We start from the raw sequence: 22,280 nt of genomic DNA on the forward strand, positions 1-22,280 counted from the left end.
GACCTTGACACGCCGAGGTATGCGCAACCCCTTTATAAATAGTGCAAGCTTCTTCTTCACCACTAATCACATTGATTTGATGGTCTAGAATCATTTCCGCTTTCTTAATGAAAACATCCGCATTGATTGCAAGACGCATTGTGGCTGTTGCGACAATTCGAATGTTTTCTTTCGGAATATCCTGCAAACGTTCTGCAAAAAGAGCAAGGCATTCCCAACCTCGCTCCATTGCTTCTAATGACAAGACATTGTTTTCATCGAGGCCAGCGGCCAATCTCACTTTGCGTTTAACGCGACCAATAGTATGCACACCACCTGCCATGTATTTGGCAATCATCATGTGAAAGCTATTTGAACCTAAGTCGATTACAGCAAATATATTGTTTTGGGGAGTCGCTTGCGCCACTTATTCAAAACCTCTAGTTCCATACTTCAGTTGCGCTCATCAAGATGAACGCGGTTTTTGGTAACTATTTTGGCGACGTCCATTACGTTGACGTGGTCCTTGTGAATAGTTCCGTTTTCTCTGCAAATCAGGTGTTTTAATGTCATCTAATAAGGCTTCTTTGTCGTAGTGTGACAAAGGAATTGCGTGATCTATGTAGGTTTCGATGTCATGCAGATTGTAAGCATATTGCTCACATGCAAAACTAATTGCATGCCCAGATGCACCTGCGCGACCTGTACGACCGATACGATGAACGTAATCTTCACAATCGTCAGGTAAGTCAAAATTGAATACATGGCTCACTTCAGGAATATGTAAACCGCGCGCCGCAACGTCTGTCGCAACTAGAAGGTCTAAATCACCTTTAGCAAATTGTGCCAAAATTGAAATGCGTTTCTTTTGATTCACATCACCCGTTAATAAACCAACCCGATGTCCATCCGCCTTAAGCCAAGCATAAACGTCTTCACAAACCTGTTTTGTATTAGCAAAAACAATCGCTTTTTCAGGCCATTCTTCTTCAATTAGCGTTAACAATAATTTGGTTTTATCTTCTTGAGAAGGATGGAAAAGTTCTTCTTTTATGCGCTTTGCTGTTTTTACTTCTGGCTCGACTTGAACATGAATTGGGTTATGCATGTGTTCAAACGCAAGTTCCTGCACACGGTAAGAAAGTGTTGCAGAAAACAACAAGTTTATTCTTTCACTGCGCTCAGGCATGCGGTTAAACAAATAACGAATATCCTTGATGAACCCTAAATCAAACATGCGGTCAGCTTCATCCAGTACAACTACCTCGATCTCATTTAAGCTAAACGCGCCTTGTTTGTAGAAATCGATGAGTCGCCCTGTTGTGCCAATTAAAATATCTACACCATTTTCAAATTGAGCACGTTGTTTTTCGTAATCTTCGCCACCATATACTAAACCAAGTTTAAGGTTGCATTGCGGCGCAATGATTTTTGCATCTTTATGGATCTGAATCGCTAACTCCCGAGTGGGGGCCATGATCAGGGCTCTTGGGTGCTTTCTGGACTTGCCTTCTGTTTGCATAAGACGATGACAAGTGGCTGTTAAAAAAGCCAAAGTCTTGCCCGTCCCAGTTTGGGCTTGACCTGCGATGTCACGCCCTTCACAGACAAAAGGTAAACACTTTGCTTGAATTGGCGTACAATATTCGAAGCCATTCTCAGTTAATCCGGCGACCACTTCCGGCGCTAAAGCAAAGTCAGAAAATTTTTTATTGGTCAAATGTGTCTTAGTCATAGCAATTAAGCATAACGTTTAAACTTGCAATAAGAAATAAGAGTGTTTAAATACGCATTAAATAATTCGCTAAAATTTAACGGAGAGCGTGATGAGCGACAAAATTATTCAACTTACTGATGACGGCTTTGAGGCTGATGTATTAAAAGCTGACAAACCAGTACTTGTTGATTTTTGGGCAGAATGGTGTGGTCCTTGTAAGATGATCGCCCCAATTTTAGACGAAGTCGCTGCTGAATTTGAAGGCCGCGTTACTATCGCTAAGCTAAACATTGACCAAAACGCGGGCACTCCACCTAAGTTTGGTATTCGCGGTATCCCTACATTATTACTGTTTAAAGACGGTGCAGTTGCCGCAACTAAGGTTGGCGCACTTTCAAAAACTCAGTTAGTTGAATTCTTAGAAAACAACATCTAAGCCTCTGAAAGGCCAAGCATCTTTACTTGGCCTTTTCAAATCACCCACTTTTTTTATGTGAATTTACTTGATTAAACACTGGACGATATTAAATCGACCTGCTAACTTATTAGCCCACTAGTCTTTTTCAAACTAATCAAATTTCAACCCCTCTCGGTTCATTCGAGATTAATGACTGAAATAAAGAACCCACCGATATGCATTTAAGCGAATTAAAACACAAGTCAATTAACGAACTTGTTCAGTTGGCTGAGTCTATGGGACTCGAAAACGTTGCTCGTCTACGCAAGCAAGATATTATTTTCTCTATTTTAAAAGCACACTCAAAAAGTGGCGAGAATATCTACGGCAACGGCGTTCTAGAAATTTTGCAAGATGGCTTTGGCTTCTTACGCTCTTCTGAAGCATCTTACTTAGCCGGTCCAGACGATATCTACGTTTCACCAAGCCAAATTCGTCGATTTAACTTACGCACTGGTGACACCATTTCTGGTCTTATCCGCCCACCAAAAGAAGGTGAGCGTTACTTCGCATTATTGAAAGTAAATGAAGTAAACTATGACAAGCCTGAAAACTCACGCACGAAAATCCTGTTCGAAAACTTAACACCAATCCACGCCAACGAACGTTTGACGATGGAACGTGGTAACGGTAGTACAGAAGATATCACCGCTCGTGTATTGGATTTAGCGTCGCCAATCGGTAAAGGTCAACGTGGTCTTATCGTTGCTCCACCGAAAGCGGGTAAAACGATGTTACTTCAAAACATCGCGCAATCAATCAGCTACAACAACCCTGATGCTCAGCTTATCGTTTTACTAATCGACGAGCGTCCGGAAGAAGTAACTGAGATGCAACGTCTAGTAAAAGGCGAAGTCATCGCTTCAACGTTCGATGAGCCAGCGAGTCGTCACGTACAAGTTGCCGAAATGGTTATCGAGAAAGCTAAACGTCTTGTTGAACATAAGAAAGACGTTGTTATCTTACTTGACTCAATTACACGTTTAGCGCGTGCATACAACACCGTTATTCCTTCATCAGGTAAAGTACTTACTGGTGGTGTTGATGCAAACGCACTACACAAGCCAAAACGTTTCTTTGGTGCTGCGCGTAACGTTGAAGAAGGTGGTAGCCTTACGATCATCGCTACAGCTCTTATCGATACCGGCTCTAAGATGGATGAAGTTATCTACGAAGAGTTTAAAGGTACAGGTAACATGGAATTACATCTAAACCGCAAAATCGCGGAAAAACGTGTATTCCCAGCAATTGACTTTAACCGTTCAGGTACGCGTCGTGAAGAACTCCTCACCAAAGCGGATGAGTTACAAAAGATGTGGATTCTACGTAAGATTGTTCATGAAATGACAGAAATCGATGCGATGGAATTCCTCATTGATAAACTTGCAATGAGCAAAACAAACGACGAATTCTTTGAATTAATGCGTCGAAGCAAATAATGTTAAAAAAGCCTGCAATTTGCAGGCTTTTTTATTACTGTCCAATGCGCTTTAAAAACTCAGCTCTTTCGGCTTGAGTAGCTTGCTGCCACCAAAACTCCAACATCACCGCTGGTGTGGGTGGTGCTGCAACGGGTGCATCAGGCGCTCTGACGTTGGCAGGTTTTGTCGATGGCTCTGGACGAAGCGTAGCGATAGGTGCTACAGGCTCTTCCACTTGCTCCATCACAGGCTCCGCAACCGCGTTAACTTGGGTATCCTCTCCGTTACTTTCGGCTCTTAGCGTTATGAGCGGCTGCTTTGCAAAACGTCTTGCCTGCTCAATAGATTCGGCTCGACTAAAGCGAATTTGATAAGTCCCTTCTTTTGGAATTTCTAAATCTACCCAAAATGGTGCTGATTCAACCACCTCATGCTCATCGTAGCCTAACTCGTACAAATCGGAATACTTAAGTTTCAGTTTGTAGTTTCCAGGTGTTAGCGACAACGTACGGATTTTACTGAACCACGAATGCTCGACCGTCTTTTCATCTACCTGTAGTGGATAAAACTCTTCCGGAAAGTTAATGGTTGCCGCGTGAGAAACTGCGCAAAACAACAACCCTGTAACGAATATTATTCTTCTCATTGTTCCCTCCATTTTGGATGAGTGTGGCAGCTCTAAGATTATTTGTCATTACTCTGTGCTCTAATATAATGACTTTACTGTTTACTCCTCAAGGACTACGTATGAGTACTGAAACGATCTTTAGTAAAATCATTGCCCGTGAAATTCCAGCTGACATTGTTTATGAAGATGAGCAAAGTTTGGCATTTCGCGACATTAACCCACAAGCACCTTTTCACGTGTTGGTTATTCCAAAAACCCCGATCGCAACCATCAATGACATAACACCGGAGCACGCTTCTCTTGTCGGTCATTTATATGTCGTTGCAGCAAAGCTTGCTAAAGAATACGGGTTTGCTGAAGACGGCTATCGCGTCGTAATGAATTGCAATGAACACGGCGGGCAAACGGTGTTCCATATTCACCTTCATGTCCTCGCAGGCAAAGAAATGGGGTGGCCACCCTACCAAAATAATAAAAAAGTATTACAATAAAGTATTCGATGTTAAGGAATGTAAATAATTAATGCACTCCTATAATTTCAACTATTTTTATTCATTTTCAATGATTTACTATAACAATGCGTTTTATTCTCATATGGAATAAAACGTTTTTGCTACATCCTATCGCGAAAAACTATAAATCATTGTGAAAATTCTAATACAAAAGGCGTGAATCACATGTTAGGATTAGGGTAATTCTAAACACGAGTATCAACAGCAATGAGCAGTTCTGCCTTTTTGTTACTAGAAAAAAACCCGATCAACACTATAGGTGTCAACGTTTTACAACCTTTGTTGAAAACGCAAGGAATTGATGTTACCGCCGGTACCGACATTTCCCAAGTCCCAGAGGGAACCCGTTTGCTGTTTATTGAAACAGCCACTGACGATGCATGGGGGAAATTGAAGGAGCACCTCGTTAGCTTGAAAGTTAAGTGTGACATCGTGTTGTTTAACCTAGATGAGAATCCAGAACTCGCAAATCGTGCATTACTAAGTGGTATTCGTGGTGTGTTCTACACTACCGACAACGCAGATGTATTAATGAAAGGGATCCGCCTATTGATGGAAAATCAATTGTGGTATCGCCGTGAAATTATGTGCAATGTCCTAAACCGAATGTTGCAGTTCAATAAAGATGCGCTTCATAAGTTAACCGAAGGTGATATTGAACCGATTAAGCTAACTAAACGTGAGAAAGCGATTATTTCATTAATGAGTAAAGGAGCGAAAAACAAAGAAATCGCCGAATCTCTCAATATCAGCCCTCACACAGTTAAAACCCATCTGTACAGTGCATTTAGAAAGACGAAATGCCGCAATCGTATCGAGTTGCTTTCTTGGGCACAACAAAATATTCCTGACGAAATTCGTTAATTTCGTCGAATGTTCGAGCAGTTACTTTATCGTTTCCTCGTTAAAGTAGCTGCCGTCATACTCCGCTTTACTCACTTCAAACAACCCTCTATTCTGTAGACGAACGATAAGAATAACTGTCTACTATGTTTGATACTAAAACACTTTACCTTACCTCCGCGGTCATGATGGCCATAATGACACTCTTGTCGACCATGACATGGCGTGCAAATAAATCCATTCCAGGAACCTTGCTTTATATTTTTTACCCACTCGTTTCCTTTACTGCCGTTATCAGCTTCTCGACTCATAGCTATTTTGACAACTGGACAACCATCAGCGTTGCGAATGTATTGCTCTTCTTTGCGTCCGTTGTTCACGTCACTGCCATTAGTCAGTTTCTTGATTTCAAACGCATCGAACTCAAAGCCTTTTTTCTCACCACTTTGGTCCTAGGCCTTCTATTGCTCTATTTCGCGTGGGTAGCACCGAGTTTGAGAGAACGGATTTTTGTCTCCGATCTCCAACACGTATTTGAAGCCGCATTTTTACTTTATGTTTTTATTCGTTTTGCACGACCACTTTACCCCAATGGCAGTATGGTCTACATCCTCATTCTACTGACGTTACTCTGTGTTTTTATTGGCCGAATGCTGTTTATGGGTGACGTTACATCCACAACGCTTTTTAAAGAAAATTGGTTTGCCATTACCGTGTTTTTTAATGGCGTGATCTCCCCCATTTTCTACACCACGGGTATGGCACTTCTGTGCAATGAACGAAGAGAAACACACCTCAATAATTTGGCCGCAAAAGCACAAAAAGATTTAGAGATCCGTGGACTCTTTCTTTCAACCGTCAGCCATGAAATTCGTACACCACTGAATGGCATTCTAGGCAGTGCACAGTTAGTGTTAAATCGCTCGAAAGATGCAACCAACAAAGCCTATTGTGAAGCCATCATTAACTCTGCTGAATCACTCAATTTACTCATTGATAAAGTATTAGATTACGCCAGTCTCGAACAACGTGATGAAGCACTGTATGAAGAAGATGTAGAAATAAAAAGCTGGCTCAATAACTTATGCTTACTTTTAAGCCCTCTGGCCGAACAAAAGAAAGTCGCCTTTGAGTTACTTTATGAACTCCCAGATCAAGCCTGTTATTACTGCGACCAGCAGAAACTCAGACAAATCATCATCAATCTAGTCGGCAATGCGATTAAATTTACGGATAAGGGCTACGTCAAACTGCATGTCGAACTTGTGAGCGAACATGACATGACCCATCTAGTTCGATTTAATGTGATTGATACGGGACCAGGGATTGAACAAGACGAAATTGAATACCTGACTGAGCCCTACGTGCAAAGCAATGCGGGTAAGATAAAAGGTGGCACAGGCCTTGGTCTTGCGATCACCGCTCGTCTTTTAGAAAAATTGGGCAGCAAGCTGAATATTGCCAGCGAAGTAAACGCTGGCAGTGAGTTTAGTTTCGATATTCGCCTAACTTTAGGCGAACTCAGCCTCGTAGAACAGCGCCATCAAAGTGCCCAATATCTCACGGGATTAAATGTATTACTGGTTGAGGACTTAGAATTAAACCAAAAAATCGCCATTGAGTTTATGGCCGCGGATGAACACAAAGTGAAACTTGCCACAACCGGTGGACATGCGTTGGAGCTATTGCAACAACACCAATTTGACGTCGTCTTGCTTGATATGAACTTACCTGACTTAACTGGACAGGATGTGCTTCGCCGTCTTAAACAGCTCGAGCACAAAAACAATCGCACCCCGTTTTTAGCCTTTACCGCTAGCTTAAGTCCAGATGAAGTTAAAGAGTACATTGCACTCGGTATAAAAGACATTGTTGGAAAACCGATTAAACAAGAGAAACTTCGCCAAGCACTCAGTGATTCTCAAACAGCACAGAAGCCCAGTATATCTGCCGAGCTGCCAGATGTACTGTACGATGACACCGCCGTAGCGAGTTTGAATAGTAGCTTTAATGAAGATGAGGTATCGTCTATCTACAATGAGTTTGTCCTCTCAGCTAGAAACAAAGTCATAAGAATTCAACAACTTGCAAAAGAATCTCCTGAGCAGTGTATTAAGCTATTACATCGCCAAGCCAGTACGGCTCTGCAACTAGGGTTTAACCGTTTTGGCACGCTACTGAAAAAAATAGAGAGACGCCTGCTGGATGGCAAGGAGTGCTCACAAGAACTCGCTCAGTCGCTGCCCCTTTGGCAAGAAAGTTTAGAAGCGTACCTGACACACATACGAAAACAGACGCTCGGTTAATCATCGCGTTCTGTCGACAACTTGCACGTTTTTGTTCATGCTGTTTGTCATCTCGGTCCACCCCGAGCAAATTACAATTAAATCTAGGATATCAGCGATGAAACAGCTTAAATCCCCACTATCGGCCGCCATTGTTGCCGCTATTTTTGGACTCTCGCACGGCGTATTTGCCAGCTCATCCACTGCGGCAGATACACAAGCCGTTGAAAAAGATACAAAGCATTGGAATGTGCTTAATCCTCCTGGTGAACGTAAAACAATCAAATTAGACACCAACGAAACGACTTGGAGTAATTTAGATGTGAGTCCTGATGGCAAACACGTTGTGTTCGACATGCTCGGTGATCTTTACATCATTCCAATCCGCGGTGGTGAAGCCAAAGCGCTTACAAGCGACATGGCGTGGAACATCCAGCCCAAATTTTCACCAGATGGGAAAAAAATAGCCTTCATCTCTGATAGAGATGGTGGTGACAATTTATGGGTCATGGACGTTGACGGTAGTAACTTAAAACAAGTGTCAAAAGAAAAGAACAACATCGTTCATAACCCTGCATGGTCGCCAGATGGTCAATATCTTGCGGTTAAACAAGGCCAAGTCTCTGGTCGTACTATCCCCGGTGGTTCGATCCGCATGTACCACATCAGCGGCGGAAAAGGAGTTGTTGTCAGAGAGCGTCTACACGGCGCAAAATCTCAGAAAAACATTGCTGAACCTGCATTTTCTAAAGATGGCAACAAAATCTACTATTCGGTAGACGCTACACCTGGCGTGCGTTGGGAGTACAATAAAAACTCGCTGACGCCCGTTTTTGAAATTCGCAGTTGGGATCTAATAACGGGTGAAGAAGAAACTGTAATTAGTGGCGCTGGCGGTGCTGTACGTCCAACCCCGAGTCCAGACGGTAAATCGATTGCCTTTGTAAAGCGCGAAGACAACGGCAAAGAGTTCATCAGTGCCCTGTACATTAAAAACTTGAAATCGGGTATTGAGCACCGCATTTACTCAGGACTTGATAGAGATTTACAAGAAACCAATGGCGCGCACGGTAATGCTCCCGCCTTTGCCTATACACCTGACGGCAAAGCGCTCGTGTTTTGGGCGAAAGGTCACTTCCACAAAGTAGACATCGAGTCCAAGCAAGTGACTTCAATCGCAGCGCACATCGTAGCTGAAAAACAAATTACACCAGCGCTTCGTTTCGCGGTTGATGTTGCTCCTGATACGTTTAAAGTAAAGCTCGCGCGCTGGTCTCAGGTATCTCCAGATGGCAACACGGCATTGTTTCAAGCTTTAGGCTACCTTTACACTAAAGACGTGAGCTCAGGTAAAGTACAACGTGTTACAAACCAAACCGACCATTTTGAGTTTTACCCAAGTTTCTCGAGAGACGGGAAATACATTGTCTACACGACTTGGGATGACAAAGCACTAGGCAGCGTCAGAGTAGTGTCAGCACGTGGTGGAAAAGGCAAAGTAATCACTCAAGACCCTGGACACTACGTTACGCCGAGTTTTTCACCCGATGGTAAAAACGTCGTGTATAAAAAGGTGACGGGTGGCTTCTTACTCAATGGTGACTGGTCAATGGAACCCGGTATTTATGTAGCCGACATAAAGGGTAAGAAAAGCAAACGCATAATTAAAGCTGGTGACAACCCGCATTTTGGCAAAGACAGTGACCGCATTTTCTTCTCAGTACAAAATGGCGATACTGGGTTAGAGTTAAAGTCGGTAAATCTGACCGGCGCTGAGGAGCGTAGTCATTTCAAAGGTGATTATATTTTCGATTATCGTGTATCACCTAACGGAAACTACGTGGCGTTTATTGAAAACTTCAATACGTTTGTTGCTCCGTTTACCCACACGGGCAAAACACTCTCGATCAATAAAGGCATAACTGATTTCCCTGTTCAGCAAGTATCTAAATATTCAGGTGATTTTTTGAATTGGACGGCAGACAGCAAAGCCGTAACTTGGGCATTTGGTCCTACGCTCTACCAACGTGCATTAACCGATACATTCGAGTTCTTAAGTGATAAAGAATTGGACAAAGAGCTCACTGCGGACGGAATCGATCTGAGTTTTGAGCAAAAAGCGGATAAACCCAACGGTGTGCTGGCGCTCGTCGGTGGTAAAATTGTCACCATGCGTGAGGCGGAAACTCAGCAAGAAATTATTGAGAACGGGGTTGTACTCATCAAAGATAACCGCATTGTCGCTGTTGGTAAACAAGACGAAGTTAGCATCCCCAATGGTGCAGAAACTATCGATATTACAGGTAAAACGGTTGTCCCTGGATTGATTGACGTGCATGCTCATGGCAGCTATGGCAGCAACCAATTACAGCCAGAACAAAACTGGAACCAATTTTCGAACCTAAGCTTCGGTGTTACAACGATTCACGATCCGTCTAATGATTCAAACGAAGTATTCTCGATGTCGGAATTGGCGAGAGCCGGTTTAACCGTAGCACCTCGTATCTACTCTGTGGGTCGTATTCTTTATGCTGGTGAAGCGCCTGGCTATAAAACTCCAATCAACAATTTAGCCGACGCCGAATTCCACGTTAAACGCCTTAAAGATGCTGGGGCTATTTCGGTGAAGAGTTATAACCATCCGCGCCGCGAAACACGTCAACAAGTTCTCGAAGCGGCTCGCAATATGGAAATTATGGTCGTCCCTGAAGGGGGAGCTAAGTTTCAGCACAATATGAACATGATAGTCGACGGTCATACGGGCGTGGAACATGCCTTACCGATTCCGCACATTTATGCTGATGTGAAGCAAATGTGGGGACAAACCGACGTTGGATTCACACCAACGTTTGTTGTCGCGTACGGTGGTATTAAAGGCGAAGATTATTGGTATGAGCACACGAATGTCTGGGAAAACAAACGCCTCATGAGCTTTGTACCAGAGTACATTGTAAAACCAATGTCGATTCGTCCAACAAAAGCGCCTGACCGCCACTACAATCATTTCAATGTTGCGGAAACCGCCAAGCAACTTCGTGATGAGGGTGTTACCGTTCATATTGGTGCGCATGGTCAGCGTGAAGGTCTCGCCGCACACTGGGAACTGTGGTCTATGGTGCAAGGTGGTTTCAGTAATTGGCAAGCACTTCGTAGCGGTACAATTGACGGTGCTCGTTACTTAGGTATGGAAAAAGACTTAGGCACCATCGAAACGGGCAAACTTGCAGACCTTGCCATCATTGATGGTGATGTACTGAACAATATCCGAGACTCAGAAAAAGTCGCCTATACGGTGATCAATGGTCGTATTTATGATGCTGCATCAATGAATGAAGTCGGTAGTCACGCGAAAAAACGCCAACCTTTCTTCTTCGAAGGTAAGAACCAAACGCAAATGCATCCGGCAACAGCTGCTTACATGGAAGAAAAAGCACACAAGTATCACTGGAAACATTAACCGCAGACTAATCTTAGGGTTACAGAATATCTGTAACCCTATCTTTCCTTTTTCCTTTACCACACTACAATTCTGTACATTTTTTAACCTCGATTTTCCCAAAATCTAAACTACACTTTTTCTGATCATTAACCCGAATTTCAGCTAAACATCCTTCTTTACGTAAATTGCTTAAGGGTCGTTTGTCTAGCATTTGGGTCACTCATCACATTTAAAAGGAAGTTATGATGGATTCTACTCGCCAATCAGGGTTATTCGGACAAGCTAACCTAGCTAAAAAACTAATCGTCGCCTTTTTGCTCGTTTCTCTTATTCCTATGGCAATCGTGATCGCAATTGCACTCTATGGTTCATCACATGCGATGAAGCAACAGGTCTACGACCAATTAGACGCTGTGGGACAGATCAAGCGCAGTGCCGTTGAAGGCCATTTCACCGCAATTAAACAAAAAGTGCATGCTCTAGTTGCAAACCCCTATGTTGCCTCGGCAGCGCAGGACTTTGAATCCGCATATAAAGACGTTGAAGCTGTAAAGTCTAAAGACGAATTGGAACGATTTTATCATGACAGTTTCCTCCCTCGATATCACCAAGAAAACCCCAACGCCAAACCGTTGAATATCGACATCGGCACTCTGTCTCCAAAAGCAATCGCATTGCAAACTCGTTATATTGTGGATAATCCACATCCGATAGGCGAGAAACACCAATTACTAGAAAGCCCGTTAGGTGACAGTTACGATTTTGTGCATTTCGCCTATCACGACTATTTCAAAGAAATCGCTAAAACCTATCATTTCTATGATATTTTTATTGTTGATAATGAAACGTCTAATGTCATCTACACGGTGTACAAAGAAGTCGACTTCGGCACTTCATTAGCAACAGGCCCTTTTGCAAATAGTCCACTTGCAAAAGCATTTGACGAGGGCAAAAAGTTAACGAATTACAATCAAGCCTATTTTGTCGATTACGAACGCTATGAAGCTTCATATAACACCCCTGCAAGCTTTGTTGCTGCGCCAATTATCGTGAATGGACAGGTTACCGCCACACTTATCGTACAACTCTCTATTGATGCGTTGAATGCCATTATGAAACAACGTGAAGGGTTGGGTGAAACGGGTGAAACGTATTTAGTCGGTGCGGATGGACTCATGCGTTCGGACTCTTATCTCGACCCGCTCAATCACTCCGTCATAAACTCATTTAAACACCCAGAGTTGGGCACCATCAGCACCACGTCGTTCCAATTAAGCCAAAAAGGAGAAAGCGGTAACCGTATAATTGCTGATTACAACGGCAACCCAGTGCTATCTGCATTTCGACCGATCGATGTAATGGGCGTTCGTTGGTCACTGATTGCTGAAATGGATGAAGCTGAAGCATTTGCTGCAGTAAACCAATTAACCTATCAATTGGTCAGTGTGCTCATCGTTTCGATATGTTTAATCACTTTCATCGCCTATTGGTTTGCGAAACGGCTCGTCGTGCCTGTCAATGAGTTAGTTAACACCATGAAACAAGTTGAGGCCCTAGGTGATTTTTCAATAAGAACGAAAATTCTTTCTCAAGACGAAATTGGTTCGTCTGCTATCGCATTCAATGGCTTACTTGATGCACTACAGAGCTCAATCTCCGAAACCAACCGAGTTATGAATTACATGGCAAAAGGAGAGTTTTCGCACCGAATAAATGTTTCATGCAAAGGCGAACTTGATACCCTAAAAAATGCCACCAACCACTGCGCTCAGTCGTTAGAACAAGCGATGGAAGAAATTAATGGCGTCATGCAATCCATGACCAAGGGCGAATTTGACCAGCCGATTACTTCGGCATTAGAGGGGGATTTGGCCACTTTAAAACGGAACATAAACCATACTCTCTCAACGTTAGACTCAACCATTGGGGCGATTGTGGAGGTAATGGAAGACTTAGAAAACGGCCAGTTCAACCGTCGCGTAGACATTGAAGCAGCGGGTCAATTTGCCCAACTGAAATCGTCCGTGAACAACTCGGTTGCCAGTTTAAGCATGGCGGTCAGCGAAATAGCACGCGTAATGAGTGCAATCAGAGAGGGCAACTTCAATGAACAAGTTGAGCTTGAATTAAATGGCCAACTGGAGTTGTTAAAACAAGACATCAACCTTAGTGTGTCTGGCCTTGCAAACATCCTTTCTAACATTAGTGAAGTGATGTCTTACGTGAGCAACGGCGACTTTAAACAAAGTGTCAATTGTGATGCAAAAGGTCAGCTTGCGACACTAAAAAGCGACATCAATACGTCGATTTCAGAGCTAGATAAAGCACTGAGTGAAGTTTCTTACGTGATGATGGCAATCAGTCACGGGCGTTTTGATCGCGATATACAACTCCCAATGAAAGGCCAGCTAAATGTACTTAAGCAAGACATCAACCGCTCTGTCGGTTCGTTAGATACTGTAATTGCCGAGCTTGCAAATGTCATGGCGGCTATGCGCCAAGGCAATTTCAGCGTACAAATTGAATCAGACCTGCAAGGCCAACTCGCTGCAATGAAAAGTGACGTTAACACCGCAACCAAGGATATTGCTTCTGCCATTTCGGAAGTACAACACGTACTATCGGCCGTTGCAGCCGGTGATTTGACCCTAAATGTTGAGGGAAGTTACCTCGGCGTATTTGCAACACTGCAAAATGACATGAACCGTACGATAGCCAAGTTAACCGAAATCATTGGTGAAATTCAAACCGCGTCAGAAATCGTGTCACAAAGTGCGGAAGAAATTGCGCAAAGTAATACGGAGATAAGCCAACGAACGGAAGAACAGGCGGCCAACTTAGAAGAAGCAAGCGCGAGTACAGGTAATATGCTTGACGAAATTACCGAGGTAGCCAACCAATCCAGTGGTGCAGTGAAATTATCTGAAAATGCACGAGAAATTGCTGAAGAAGGCGGCCTTCTCTCCAGCGAAACGGTCAACGCAATTAATGAGGTCAATAGTGCATCAAAAGACATCAATGAAATCGTATCCGTCATTGATGCGCTGGCATTTCAAACTAACCTACTCGCGTTAAACGCAGCAGTGGAGGCGGCGCGTGCGGGTGAGCATGGTCGAGGTTTTGCTGTCGTTGCAAATGAAGTTCGAGAATTAGCTAGTCGGTCAGCTGCCTCTGCGAAACAAATCAAAAATATTATCGCCAATAGTAACCAAAAAGTCGCTTTGGGCACCGACAGAGCAAATCAATCGGGTGACAAGCTAAACCAAATTGTCTCCGCGGTAAGCATGGTCAACCAAAGTATTTGCAAAATAAGTGAAAGCACGCAAACTCAGCAACAGTCTATCAAAGAAGTGGATTTAGTGGTTCAACGGCTGTCAGCCATCGTACAAGAAAGCTCTGCCGTAACAGAAGAAACAATGGCTGCGGCAAGACAAATGTCAGAACAAGCCGCTGAAATGAAAAAACAAGTGGCTTATTTCAAACTTGGTGGTATGCCGGGGGAAATTTATGAACCTCCTGCAGATATTGAATTACTACTTCACACCTACAATGCCTAAGGACGGGCATGGGTTAACATGTACGTAGCCGTTCAGTTTGGATGGCTACGCTCAACCAAGCGCTTACATTGGAGCGCGGATTATTATTTGCTATTCAATGGGGGTGAAATAAACGAGAGACCTTGATTGCATTAATCAACTTCCACAGGGTAGGCCTTTTCTAAAACGCCAATTTGCTTGTTTAATGTTGGTTTCGATATACGGAGAATTAACGATTCGACGTGTTTTGGATAATCCCAATGCCCGTTTAGTCCAACATCGTAGGCCGAAATATATTTTACCAAGTTAAAACGCTTGAGGGGTTTATTTGCAATGCCGGATGGGAACTCGACTACATCTTCTCTCATTAGTGCTGAATAGGTTTCTCGCAATAGATTTGTAGCTTTACCTACATACAGCAAAGTAGCTAATGAATCATAAAATGCGTAAACCCCACTACGATCTTCATGTCCTTTATACATTGTATTCAGCTGTGTTTTGATTGGTTCAGTTTGGTCGATTTCAAAAAACTCTTCAACAACTGTAAATTCAGGCGTGTAAACACACATAGTCAAAATGTCTAGTGTGTATTTGCTTGGTATAACTTCTCCAATTAACCATTTTTGAATTTGGCTTTTTGAATATCCCGTGATTTTGGACATAAAGATTTCACAAGCATCGTACTTTTCTTGGAATAAATACCTGACTACCGCGTTTCTCTCGTGTATTACTGTAATTCCTTTTGGCATTATGTTGCGAGTATATAGATATTTATGAATTTCTACGATTGGCGATTAGTCGGATTACTAAAAATAAATGCAAGTTTACTAAGTTCAAAAAACAAAAAAGGTCGCCTAAGCGACCTTTTTCTACCAAGTTAGATTATGACTAATCTATTACTCGATGATTGTAGCTACAACACCAGCACCTACTGTACGGCCACCTTCACGGATCGCGAAACGTAGACCTTCGTCCATCGCGATTGGGCAGATTAGCTCAACAGTCATCTTGATGTTGTCACCAGGCATTACCATTTCTACGCCTTCTGGTAGCTCGATGTTACCAGTTACGTCAGTTGTACGGAAGTAGAACTGTGGACGGTAGCCTTTGAAGAATGGAGTATGACGACCACCTTCTTCTTTCGAAAGTACGTATACTTCTGAAGTGAATTTCGTGTGTGGCTTGATTGAACCAGGCTTACATAGTACTTGACCACGCTCAACCTCGTCACGCTTAGTACCACGTAGAAGTGCACCAACGTTCTCACCCGCACGACCTTCGTCTAGAAGCTTACGGAACATCTCAACACCTGTACAAGTTGTCTTCGTTGTATCTTTGATACCTACGATTTCAACTTCTTCGTTGATGCGGATGATACCAGCTTCAACACGGCCTGTTACTACTGTACCACGACCTTGGATTGAGAATACGTCTTCGATAGGCATGATGAATGGCTTATCGATTGCACGCTCTGGCTCTGGGATGTATGAATCAAGTGCTTCTGCAAGCTCAATGATTTTCGCTTCCCAAGCAGCATCGCCTTGAAGTGCTTGAAGTGCTGAACCTTTGATTAGTGGAAGGTCATCACCTGGGAAATCGTACTCAGAAAGAAGCTCACGAACTTCCATCTCTACTAGCTCTAGAAGCTCTTCGTCGTCAACCATGTCACATTTGTTCATGAATACGATGATGTATGGTACACCAACTTGACGAGAAAGTAGGATGTGCTCACGCGTTTGTGGCATTGGGCCGTCAGTCGCAGCTACTACTAGGATAGCGCCGTCCATCTGTGCAGCACCAGTGATCATGTTCTTAACGTAGTCAGCGTGTCCTGGACAGTCAACGTGCGCATAGTGGCGCGCTGGTGTGTCGTATTCTACGTGTGAAGTATTGATTGTGATACCACGCTCACGCTCTTCTGGTGCGTTGTCGATTGACGCGAAGTCTTTCGCCTGACCACCGTAAGTTTTTGCTAGAACAGTAGAGATTGCTGCAGTTAGAGTTGTTTTACCGTGGTCAACGTGGCCGATTGTACCTACGTTTACGTGCGGTTTCGAACGTTCAAACTTTTCTTTTGCCATGACGGAACCTATCAGTTTTGTAGATCTAGATTACATATAAAAATAATCCACTTAGCGCGGACTACGATTATTCTAAAACGTTAGTATTAACTTTTTATGAGACAATTAAAAGGAAGTTTTTTGGAAGATTCTTGATCTGGTGCTGATACCCAGAGTTGAACTGGGGACCTCACCCTTACCAAGGGTGCGCTCTACCGACTGAGCTATATCAGCACACCAGAAACTGGAGCGGGCAGCGGGAATCGAACCCGCATCATCAGCTTGGAAGGCTGAGGTAATAGCCATTATACGATGCCCGCTTTAGGAACCTGTTAAACTACCTCTAACCGTCGTAATAAAGTGGTGGAGGGGGACGGATTCGAACCATCGAAGGCAGTGCCGTCAGATTTACAGTCTGATCCCTTTGGCCGCTCGGGAACCCCTCCACGAAAAAGTCTTTTAGGAAGCAAAATGGTGCCGACTATCCGAGTCGAACGGATGACCTACTGATTACAAGTCAGTTGCTCTACCAACTGAGCTAAGTCGGCACTGCTTCACTACGGGGCAGGATAATAGAGCAACGATTTACGTGATGCAACAAGAATCTGAAAAAAAATCGTAAATTTCGCTTCAAGCGCTCAATATTAGAACAAATCGCCCTAAAAACAATCATTATCCTTGATTTTGGTGCCAGTATTTCAGTCCGAGTAAAACCAAATCTTTTACAAATATGGCGTCTTCAATGTGTTTTTGTAACAACGCGCCGTAACCTCCGGTAAAAACAACCTTGCATCCTTCTTTTTGGAAGTACTGTGATTTGGCAAGCACAACACAGCCCAATGTACTCACAAGACTGCCATTTTTCACCGCATTCGGTGTATTCACGCCAAATTCCATTGCAAATGGGCTTTCTAAATCGCTGAAGACCTTCTGGGTATGACGAGTTAAGCTGTCACTCATCATATCTAACCCAGGAATAATCCAACCACCAAGATGCTGTCCAGCAGCAGTGAGTCCATCAACCGTTGTTGCAGTACCTGAATCAACAATAATGACATTTTCATTTAGATATAAGTAATGGCAAGCTATGACAGCAAGCCAGCGATCAATACCTAAGTTTTGATACAGCGCATAACCACATTTCAATTGCTTAAGTGTTGGCGACACGTTCGCTTCCACAACACCTACGTTGTGAGTCTTTGCTGCATTAATGAGATCAGAGAGAAGCTCTCGCTTACCCACCTGCCCAACGACAACCGCCTTTATTTGCGCCCATGGAATTGCCGATAAAGACACTGACTCAACCGAATCGCCTTTATCCAACGCCATTTTCAGCGCTGTGTTACCTACATCGACATAAAGATTCATGCTTTCACTCGCTTAACGTTCAAACGAATTTATCGGCCGAAGCGATAACTCGCCGCCGTAATAGGCTTTCACCTCACCATTCTGGCGTAACATCACTGCGCCTTGTTCATCAATCCCTTCACAAATACCTTGCCACGTTTGTTGCCCTGTACTGAGCGAAACAGGTTGCCCTGCGTATACATTCAGATTGTTCCACTGTGCCACCATCGACTTAATTCCTTGACGACGATATTGCATGAGTCGCGTCGTAATACAATCAATTAACGTTGCCGCAAGCTGATTCTTATTAATACTGCCCACTTTTGAGGATAAATCTTGCCATGGCTGATCAATAGCTGCGGCTATGGACTCTGGCATAATCAAATTTATCCCCACACCAATCACTAAGTGGCACGGACCTTCAACCTGACCATCAACTTCGACCAGAATGCCGGCCAATTTCTTTTTATCGAGGTAAACATCATTCGGCCACTTTAGTTGCACCGATACGCCATACAATTTATTCAGCGCATCATACACCGCAAGGCCGATCACGATAGACACCCCCATTGCGGCTTGAATACCATCATCCAAACGCCAGTAATAACTCAAATACAGATTAGCCCCAAATGGTGACTGCCATACCTTACCTCGACGTCCACGTCCTGCTTGCTGCATTTCAGCAAGGAGTGCATGCCCTTGCGCTGGATATTGCCCTTGCTGTACACGTCGCATTAATTCGGTGTTAGTGGAATCGATGACCGGTACAACTTCAATACTTGAATGGGTGTGCGGCTTTTTTTCAAGTTCTTGTTTAATTTGAAGTGGATTCAAAAGCGGCAAGCTTTGATTGAGACAATACCCTTTGCCACTCACGGTAAAAATATCAATACCCATTTCTTGCAGTGACGCAATATGTTTAGCGATGGCGGTGCGGCTAATACCAAGTTGTTCACCAAGCGCTTGACCAGACACAAACCCGCCTTGGTTCAACGCTTCTAATACCCGCAATTTATTGCCTTCGAGTCCTTTTAGCATGCTTTACTCCACACTCAAAGCCACTTCACCTGTCGCGGCGATTAGTCGTACCTCGTGAACTAAGTTCACACCAAATTTCGCTTTTACTTTACTTTGAATGACTTCAATCATTGCTTTTAGGGCATCCCCACTGGCATGTTCTTGATTGATAAGCACCAATGCTTGCTTTTCATAAACCTGTACACCATTTAATGAAAAACCTTTTAGACCCGCCTTCTCAATTAACCATCCCGCCGCTAACTTTGTTTGCTCCGGGCCTGCAGGGTAACTGGGCATCTCCGGAAAACGACTTTGCAGTGCTGACGCTATCGTCCCACTGACCACCGGATTCTTAAAAAAACTACCTGCATTAGGCTGTATCTCGGGATCCGGTAATTTACTTTGTCGAATAGCGATTACCTCTTCAAAGAGGAGTTTCGCTGAGATGCTCTGTGACGACAGTGCCGCAAGCGGGCCATAACTCAAATTTGGTTGCCAATGATGGGGTAACGCAAGGCCGACTTCCGTAATAATGAAACGCTCTTTTAATTCATGTTTAAAGATCGAATCTCGATACCCAAACCGGCATTGCGAATTCGATAATTTGCGCATTTCTTGCGTTTTCAAATCGTAGCCTTGAACGTATTCTACAAATTGAGCCAGTTCCACACCGTAAGCACCTATATTTTGTACTGGTGCAGCCCCAACCGTTCCCGGAATCAATGCTAAGTTTTCAAGACCTCCGATGTCCATATCGACCAATTTTTCTACAAGCAAATGCCAGTTTTCACCCGCGGCAACTCGAATGAAGGTATCATTTTGGCGAGGCTCAATGTGGACCCCTTTGGTTTTCATGACAATGACACTGCCCGCAAAATTTTCGATAAAAATGGTATTACTCCCTTCCCCTAAGACACAAAAAGGTTCTTTAATATCGAGGGTGCGTAACTCATCTACATCGGTTATTTCAATTAGACGTTGACAGGATGCTGGCAGCGCAAAGGTATGATACGAGGTTAAACTAGGCACAAGTGACTTTTCCGATTCGCAATTGAGCTTAGTTTACCTTATCACCATGTTTAACGCATCAGGATGTCATCTTCGTCGCTGACATGCTATAAATTCACAGTCTTAACTAAAACGAGAATACATAATGAAACTGTCTACGCTCACGCTTAGCCTAGCGCTTGCTGGTGTTGGTCTAAGTACTAACGCATTCGCCCAAGTCGCGGATCAGCATACTTATGCAAACCTAGATGAAGTTGTTTCTACTCATCTGTACCTTGACCTCAACGTTGACTTTCCAGACAAAGAGCTAGAAGGTTTCGTGGAGCACACGTTAGAGTGGAAAAACGCAAAGGCAAGAACATTAGTGCTCGATACACGTGATTTATCCATTCATCGTGTTATATATGAAGGTAAAGACGGCACATGGCATCCGGCCAAGTTTACTTTAGCACAGCGTGATGATGTGAAAGGGTCAAAACTCACCATCCAGTTCAAAGAACAAGCAAAAAAAGTACGCGTGTACTACAACAGCCAACCTAAAGCGTCAGGTCTGCAATGGCTAACACCTGAACAAACCGCAAGCAAAACGCATCCATTTATGTACAGCCAGTCACAAGCGATCCATGCTCGTAGCTGGATCCCAGTACAAGACAGCCCGGCGATGCGTGTTACGTATAAAGCGCGTATCCACACGCCTGAAGACGTGCGAGCAGTAATGAGCGCTGACAATACTGGCGCGATTATCAAAGATGGTGACTATTTCTTTGATATGCCACAGGCTATCCCTCCTTACTTAATCGCAATTGGTGCAGGTAACTTAGATTACAAAGAAATGTCGCACCAAACGGCGATTTTTGCTGAACCTCAAATTCTCGATGCCTCAGTATGGGAGTTTGCGGATACTCAAGCCATGATCGACCGCACAAGCAAAATGTATGGCCAATATGCGTGGGGTCGTTACGATTTATTAATGCTGCCGCCAAGTTTCCCATTCGGCGGCATGGAAAACCCACGTTTGTCATTCATTACACCGACCGTTGTGGCTGGTGATCGTAGTTTAGTTAACCTCATTGCTCACGAACTTGCGCATTCGTGGTCTGGTAACTTAGTGACGAACGCAACGTGGGAAGATTTGTGGCTAAACGAAGGTTTCACGTCGTACGTTGAAAACCGTATTATGGAAGAAGTGTACGGTCGCGAACGAGCGGTGATGGAACAAGCACTTGATACAGCAGGCTTAAAAGAATTGCTGACGCAAATCGCAGCGCCAGATACACGATTGAACTTAGAATTGCATGGTCGCGATCCAGATGATGCCTTTAGCTCAGTGCCTTACACCAAAGGGCAGCTATTCTTAATCTACTTAGAAGAAAAATTTGGCCGCGATAAGTTTGACCCGTTTGTCAAAGGTTACTTCAAAGCGTTCTCCTTTAAATCTGTAACCACAGCTGATTTTGAAGGGTATTTATCAGAAAATCTGATTAACAAATACCCTGGTATCGTGACTAAAGAAAAAATCCATGAATGGATCCACGAGCCAGGCTTACCTGCGGATGCGCCAAACCCAACATCGGATGTCTTTGACAAAGTGGATGCCGAATCTAAAGCTTGGCTATCCGGTGACAAAGCGGTAAGTGATTTACCAGCGAAACAATGGATAGTGCACGAGTGGTTGCATTTCATCAATAATCTACCTCGTGATTTAAGCAAAGCAAAAATGGCTGAACTAGACGGAACCTTCAATCTAACGAACTCCAGCAATGCTGAAATTGCATTTGCATGGTTTATGTTAGGCGTTGGCAACGGCTATGATGCAATTTATCCAGCATTAGACAAGCACTTAACGCACATTGGCCGCCGTAAGTTAATCGTACCGTTATACAAATCTCTGATTAAAAATGGTAAGAAAGACTGGGCGAAAAAGGTGTACCTAAACGCGCGTCCAGGTTACCACCCGCTGGCGCAAGGAACGCTGGATGATATGTTTAATCAATAACATAGATTAGAAAAGAGGCTTCGGCCTCTTTTTTT

Annotated in this window: 16 protein-coding genes and 4 tRNA genes (1 of these 20 cut by a window edge); 8 read left to right on the forward strand and 12 right to left on the reverse strand. The window is 43.6% G+C overall.

Annotated features, from left to right (window positions below; all coding sequences use genetic code 11):
• Both gppA and rhlB read right to left on the reverse strand, forming a co-directional pair.
• Positions 1-406: the 5' end (the start) of a guanosine-5'-triphosphate,3'-diphosphate diphosphatase gene (gene gppA, locus NI389_RS09370; protein ID WP_308359496.1), read on the reverse strand. Its footprint begins 1,097 nt before the window's first position; 406 of the gene's 1,503 nt are visible here — the first part of the coding sequence; it begins with the start codon at positions 404-406; its stop codon lies beyond the left edge, outside the window.
• A 39-nt stretch (positions 407-445) separates the two neighbouring features.
• The gene (rhlB, locus tag NI389_RS09375) at positions 446-1,714 is read right to left on the reverse strand and encodes an ATP-dependent RNA helicase RhlB (RefSeq protein ID WP_308359498.1); all 1,269 of its coding nucleotides are present in this window, start codon (positions 1,712-1,714) and stop codon (positions 446-448) included.
• 91 nt (positions 1,715-1,805) lie between these two features.
• Here rhlB and trxA point away from each other — a divergent pair, with 91 nt between their 5' ends.
• A complete protein-coding gene (gene trxA / locus NI389_RS09380; protein ID WP_208841808.1) occupies positions 1,806-2,132 on the forward strand; it encodes a thioredoxin TrxA in 327 nt (108 codons plus the stop codon).
• 197 nt (positions 2,133-2,329) lie between these two features.
• The gene (gene rho / locus NI389_RS09385; RefSeq protein ID WP_208841809.1) at positions 2,330-3,592 is read left to right on the forward strand and encodes a transcription termination factor Rho; all 1,263 of its coding nucleotides are present in this window, start codon (positions 2,330-2,332) and stop codon (positions 3,590-3,592) included.
• Positions 3,593-3,626: 34 nt separating this feature from the next.
• Here rho and NI389_RS09390 read toward each other — a convergent pair whose 3' ends face one another.
• The gene (locus tag NI389_RS09390; RefSeq protein ID WP_308359501.1) at positions 3,627-4,220 is read right to left on the reverse strand and encodes a DUF2057 domain-containing protein; all 594 of its coding nucleotides are present in this window, start codon (positions 4,218-4,220) and stop codon (positions 3,627-3,629) included.
• A gap of 101 nt (positions 4,221-4,321) precedes the next feature.
• On the opposite strand from NI389_RS09390, the gene NI389_RS09395 reads away from it, so the two are divergent.
• From NI389_RS09395 to NI389_RS09415, 5 genes are all read left to right on the forward strand, one after another.
• Positions 4,322-4,693, forward strand: coding sequence for a histidine triad nucleotide-binding protein (locus NI389_RS09395; RefSeq protein ID WP_308359503.1), 372 nt, complete (start codon positions 4,322-4,324; stop codon positions 4,691-4,693).
• Between the two features lie 228 nt (positions 4,694-4,921).
• Positions 4,922-5,578: a helix-turn-helix transcriptional regulator gene (locus NI389_RS09400; protein ID WP_208841812.1), complete on the forward strand. Its 657-nt coding sequence runs from the start codon at positions 4,922-4,924 to the stop codon at positions 5,576-5,578.
• 125 nt (positions 5,579-5,703) lie between these two features.
• Positions 5,704-7,863 (forward strand): ATP-binding protein, encoded by a 2,160-nt coding sequence (locus tag NI389_RS09405; protein WP_308359505.1) that lies wholly within the window; start codon positions 5,704-5,706, stop codon positions 7,861-7,863.
• 97 nt (positions 7,864-7,960) lie between these two features.
• Positions 7,961-11,299 carry an amidohydrolase family protein gene (locus NI389_RS09410; protein ID WP_308359507.1) on the forward strand — a complete coding sequence of 1,113 codons (3,339 nt, stop codon included), beginning with the start codon at positions 7,961-7,963 and terminating at the stop codon, positions 11,297-11,299.
• Positions 11,300-11,523: 224 nt separating this feature from the next.
• The gene (locus tag NI389_RS09415) at positions 11,524-14,838 is read left to right on the forward strand and encodes a methyl-accepting chemotaxis protein (protein WP_308359509.1); all 3,315 of its coding nucleotides are present in this window, start codon (positions 11,524-11,526) and stop codon (positions 14,836-14,838) included.
• A gap of 131 nt (positions 14,839-14,969) precedes the next feature.
• Here the strand turns inward: NI389_RS09415 and NI389_RS09420 are convergent, their stop codons facing one another.
• From NI389_RS09420 to murB, 9 genes are all read right to left on the reverse strand, one after another.
• Positions 14,970-15,566 carry a hypothetical protein gene (locus tag NI389_RS09420; protein ID WP_308359511.1) on the reverse strand — a complete coding sequence of 199 codons (597 nt, stop codon included), beginning with the start codon at positions 15,564-15,566 and terminating at the stop codon, positions 14,970-14,972.
• Between the two features lie 147 nt (positions 15,567-15,713).
• Positions 15,714-16,898: an elongation factor Tu gene (tuf, locus tag NI389_RS09425; RefSeq protein WP_308359513.1), complete on the reverse strand. Its 1,185-nt coding sequence runs from the start codon at positions 16,896-16,898 to the stop codon at positions 15,714-15,716.
• A gap of 137 nt (positions 16,899-17,035) precedes the next feature.
• Positions 17,036-17,111: transfer RNA gene (locus NI389_RS09430), tRNA-Thr, on the reverse strand.
• Between the two features lie 11 nt (positions 17,112-17,122).
• Positions 17,123-17,197: transfer RNA gene (locus tag NI389_RS09435), tRNA-Gly, on the reverse strand.
• A gap of 41 nt (positions 17,198-17,238) precedes the next feature.
• Positions 17,239-17,323, reverse strand: a tRNA-Tyr gene (locus NI389_RS09440).
• A 26-nt stretch (positions 17,324-17,349) separates the two neighbouring features.
• Positions 17,350-17,425 (reverse strand) — tRNA-Thr (locus NI389_RS09445).
• 124 nt (positions 17,426-17,549) lie between these two features.
• The gene (locus NI389_RS09450; RefSeq protein WP_308359515.1) at positions 17,550-18,245 is read right to left on the reverse strand and encodes a type III pantothenate kinase; all 696 of its coding nucleotides are present in this window, start codon (positions 18,243-18,245) and stop codon (positions 17,550-17,552) included.
• A gap of 12 nt (positions 18,246-18,257) precedes the next feature.
• Positions 18,258-19,262 carry a bifunctional biotin--[acetyl-CoA-carboxylase] ligase/biotin operon repressor BirA gene (gene birA, locus NI389_RS09455; RefSeq protein WP_308359517.1) on the reverse strand — a complete coding sequence of 335 codons (1,005 nt, stop codon included), beginning with the start codon at positions 19,260-19,262 and terminating at the stop codon, positions 18,258-18,260.
• A gap of 3 nt (positions 19,263-19,265) precedes the next feature.
• The gene (murB, locus tag NI389_RS09460) at positions 19,266-20,270 is read right to left on the reverse strand and encodes a UDP-N-acetylmuramate dehydrogenase (RefSeq protein WP_308359520.1); all 1,005 of its coding nucleotides are present in this window, start codon (positions 20,268-20,270) and stop codon (positions 19,266-19,268) included.
• Positions 20,271-20,394: 124 nt separating this feature from the next.
• Here murB and NI389_RS09465 point away from each other — a divergent pair, with 124 nt between their 5' ends.
• Complete coding sequence (locus NI389_RS09465) at positions 20,395-22,245, forward strand: M1 family metallopeptidase (protein WP_308359522.1); 1,851 nt, start codon at positions 20,395-20,397, stop codon at positions 22,243-22,245.
• Positions 22,246-22,280: the final 35 nt, after the last annotated feature.

Source organism: Pseudoalteromonas xiamenensis (genome assembly GCF_030994125.1).
Lineage (GTDB): Bacteria > Pseudomonadota > Gammaproteobacteria > Enterobacterales > Alteromonadaceae > Pseudoalteromonas > Pseudoalteromonas xiamenensis_B.

Coding starts and splice junctions, on each gene's coding strand:
- birA (WP_308359517.1), bottom strand. CDS start 19,262: ATGCTAAAAGGACTCGAAGGCAATAAATTGCGGGTATTAGAAGCGTTG.
- NI389_RS09415 (WP_308359509.1), top strand. CDS start 11,524: ATGATGGATTCTACTCGCCAATCAGGGTTATTCGGACAAGCTAACCTA.
- tuf (WP_308359513.1), bottom strand. CDS start 16,898: ATGGCAAAAGAAAAGTTTGAACGTTCGAAACCGCACGTAAACGTAGGT.
- NI389_RS09450 (WP_308359515.1), bottom strand. CDS start 18,245: ATGAATCTTTATGTCGATGTAGGTAACACAGCGCTGAAAATGGCGTTG.
- trxA (WP_208841808.1), top strand. CDS start 1,806: ATGAGCGACAAAATTATTCAACTTACTGATGACGGCTTTGAGGCTGAT.
- rhlB (WP_308359498.1), bottom strand. CDS start 1,714: ATGACTAAGACACATTTGACCAATAAAAAATTTTCTGACTTTGCTTTA.
- NI389_RS09400 (WP_208841812.1), top strand. CDS start 4,922: ATGAGCAGTTCTGCCTTTTTGTTACTAGAAAAAAACCCGATCAACACT.
- NI389_RS09410 (WP_308359507.1), top strand. CDS start 7,961: ATGAAACAGCTTAAATCCCCACTATCGGCCGCCATTGTTGCCGCTATT.
- NI389_RS09390 (WP_308359501.1), bottom strand. CDS start 4,220: ATGAGAAGAATAATATTCGTTACAGGGTTGTTGTTTTGCGCAGTTTCT.
- NI389_RS09405 (WP_308359505.1), top strand. CDS start 5,704: ATGTTTGATACTAAAACACTTTACCTTACCTCCGCGGTCATGATGGCC.
- NI389_RS09395 (WP_308359503.1), top strand. CDS start 4,322: ATGAGTACTGAAACGATCTTTAGTAAAATCATTGCCCGTGAAATTCCA.
- NI389_RS09465 (WP_308359522.1), top strand. CDS start 20,395: ATGAAACTGTCTACGCTCACGCTTAGCCTAGCGCTTGCTGGTGTTGGT.
- rho (WP_208841809.1), top strand. CDS start 2,330: ATGCATTTAAGCGAATTAAAACACAAGTCAATTAACGAACTTGTTCAG.
- NI389_RS09420 (WP_308359511.1), bottom strand. CDS start 15,566: ATGCCAAAAGGAATTACAGTAATACACGAGAGAAACGCGGTAGTCAGG.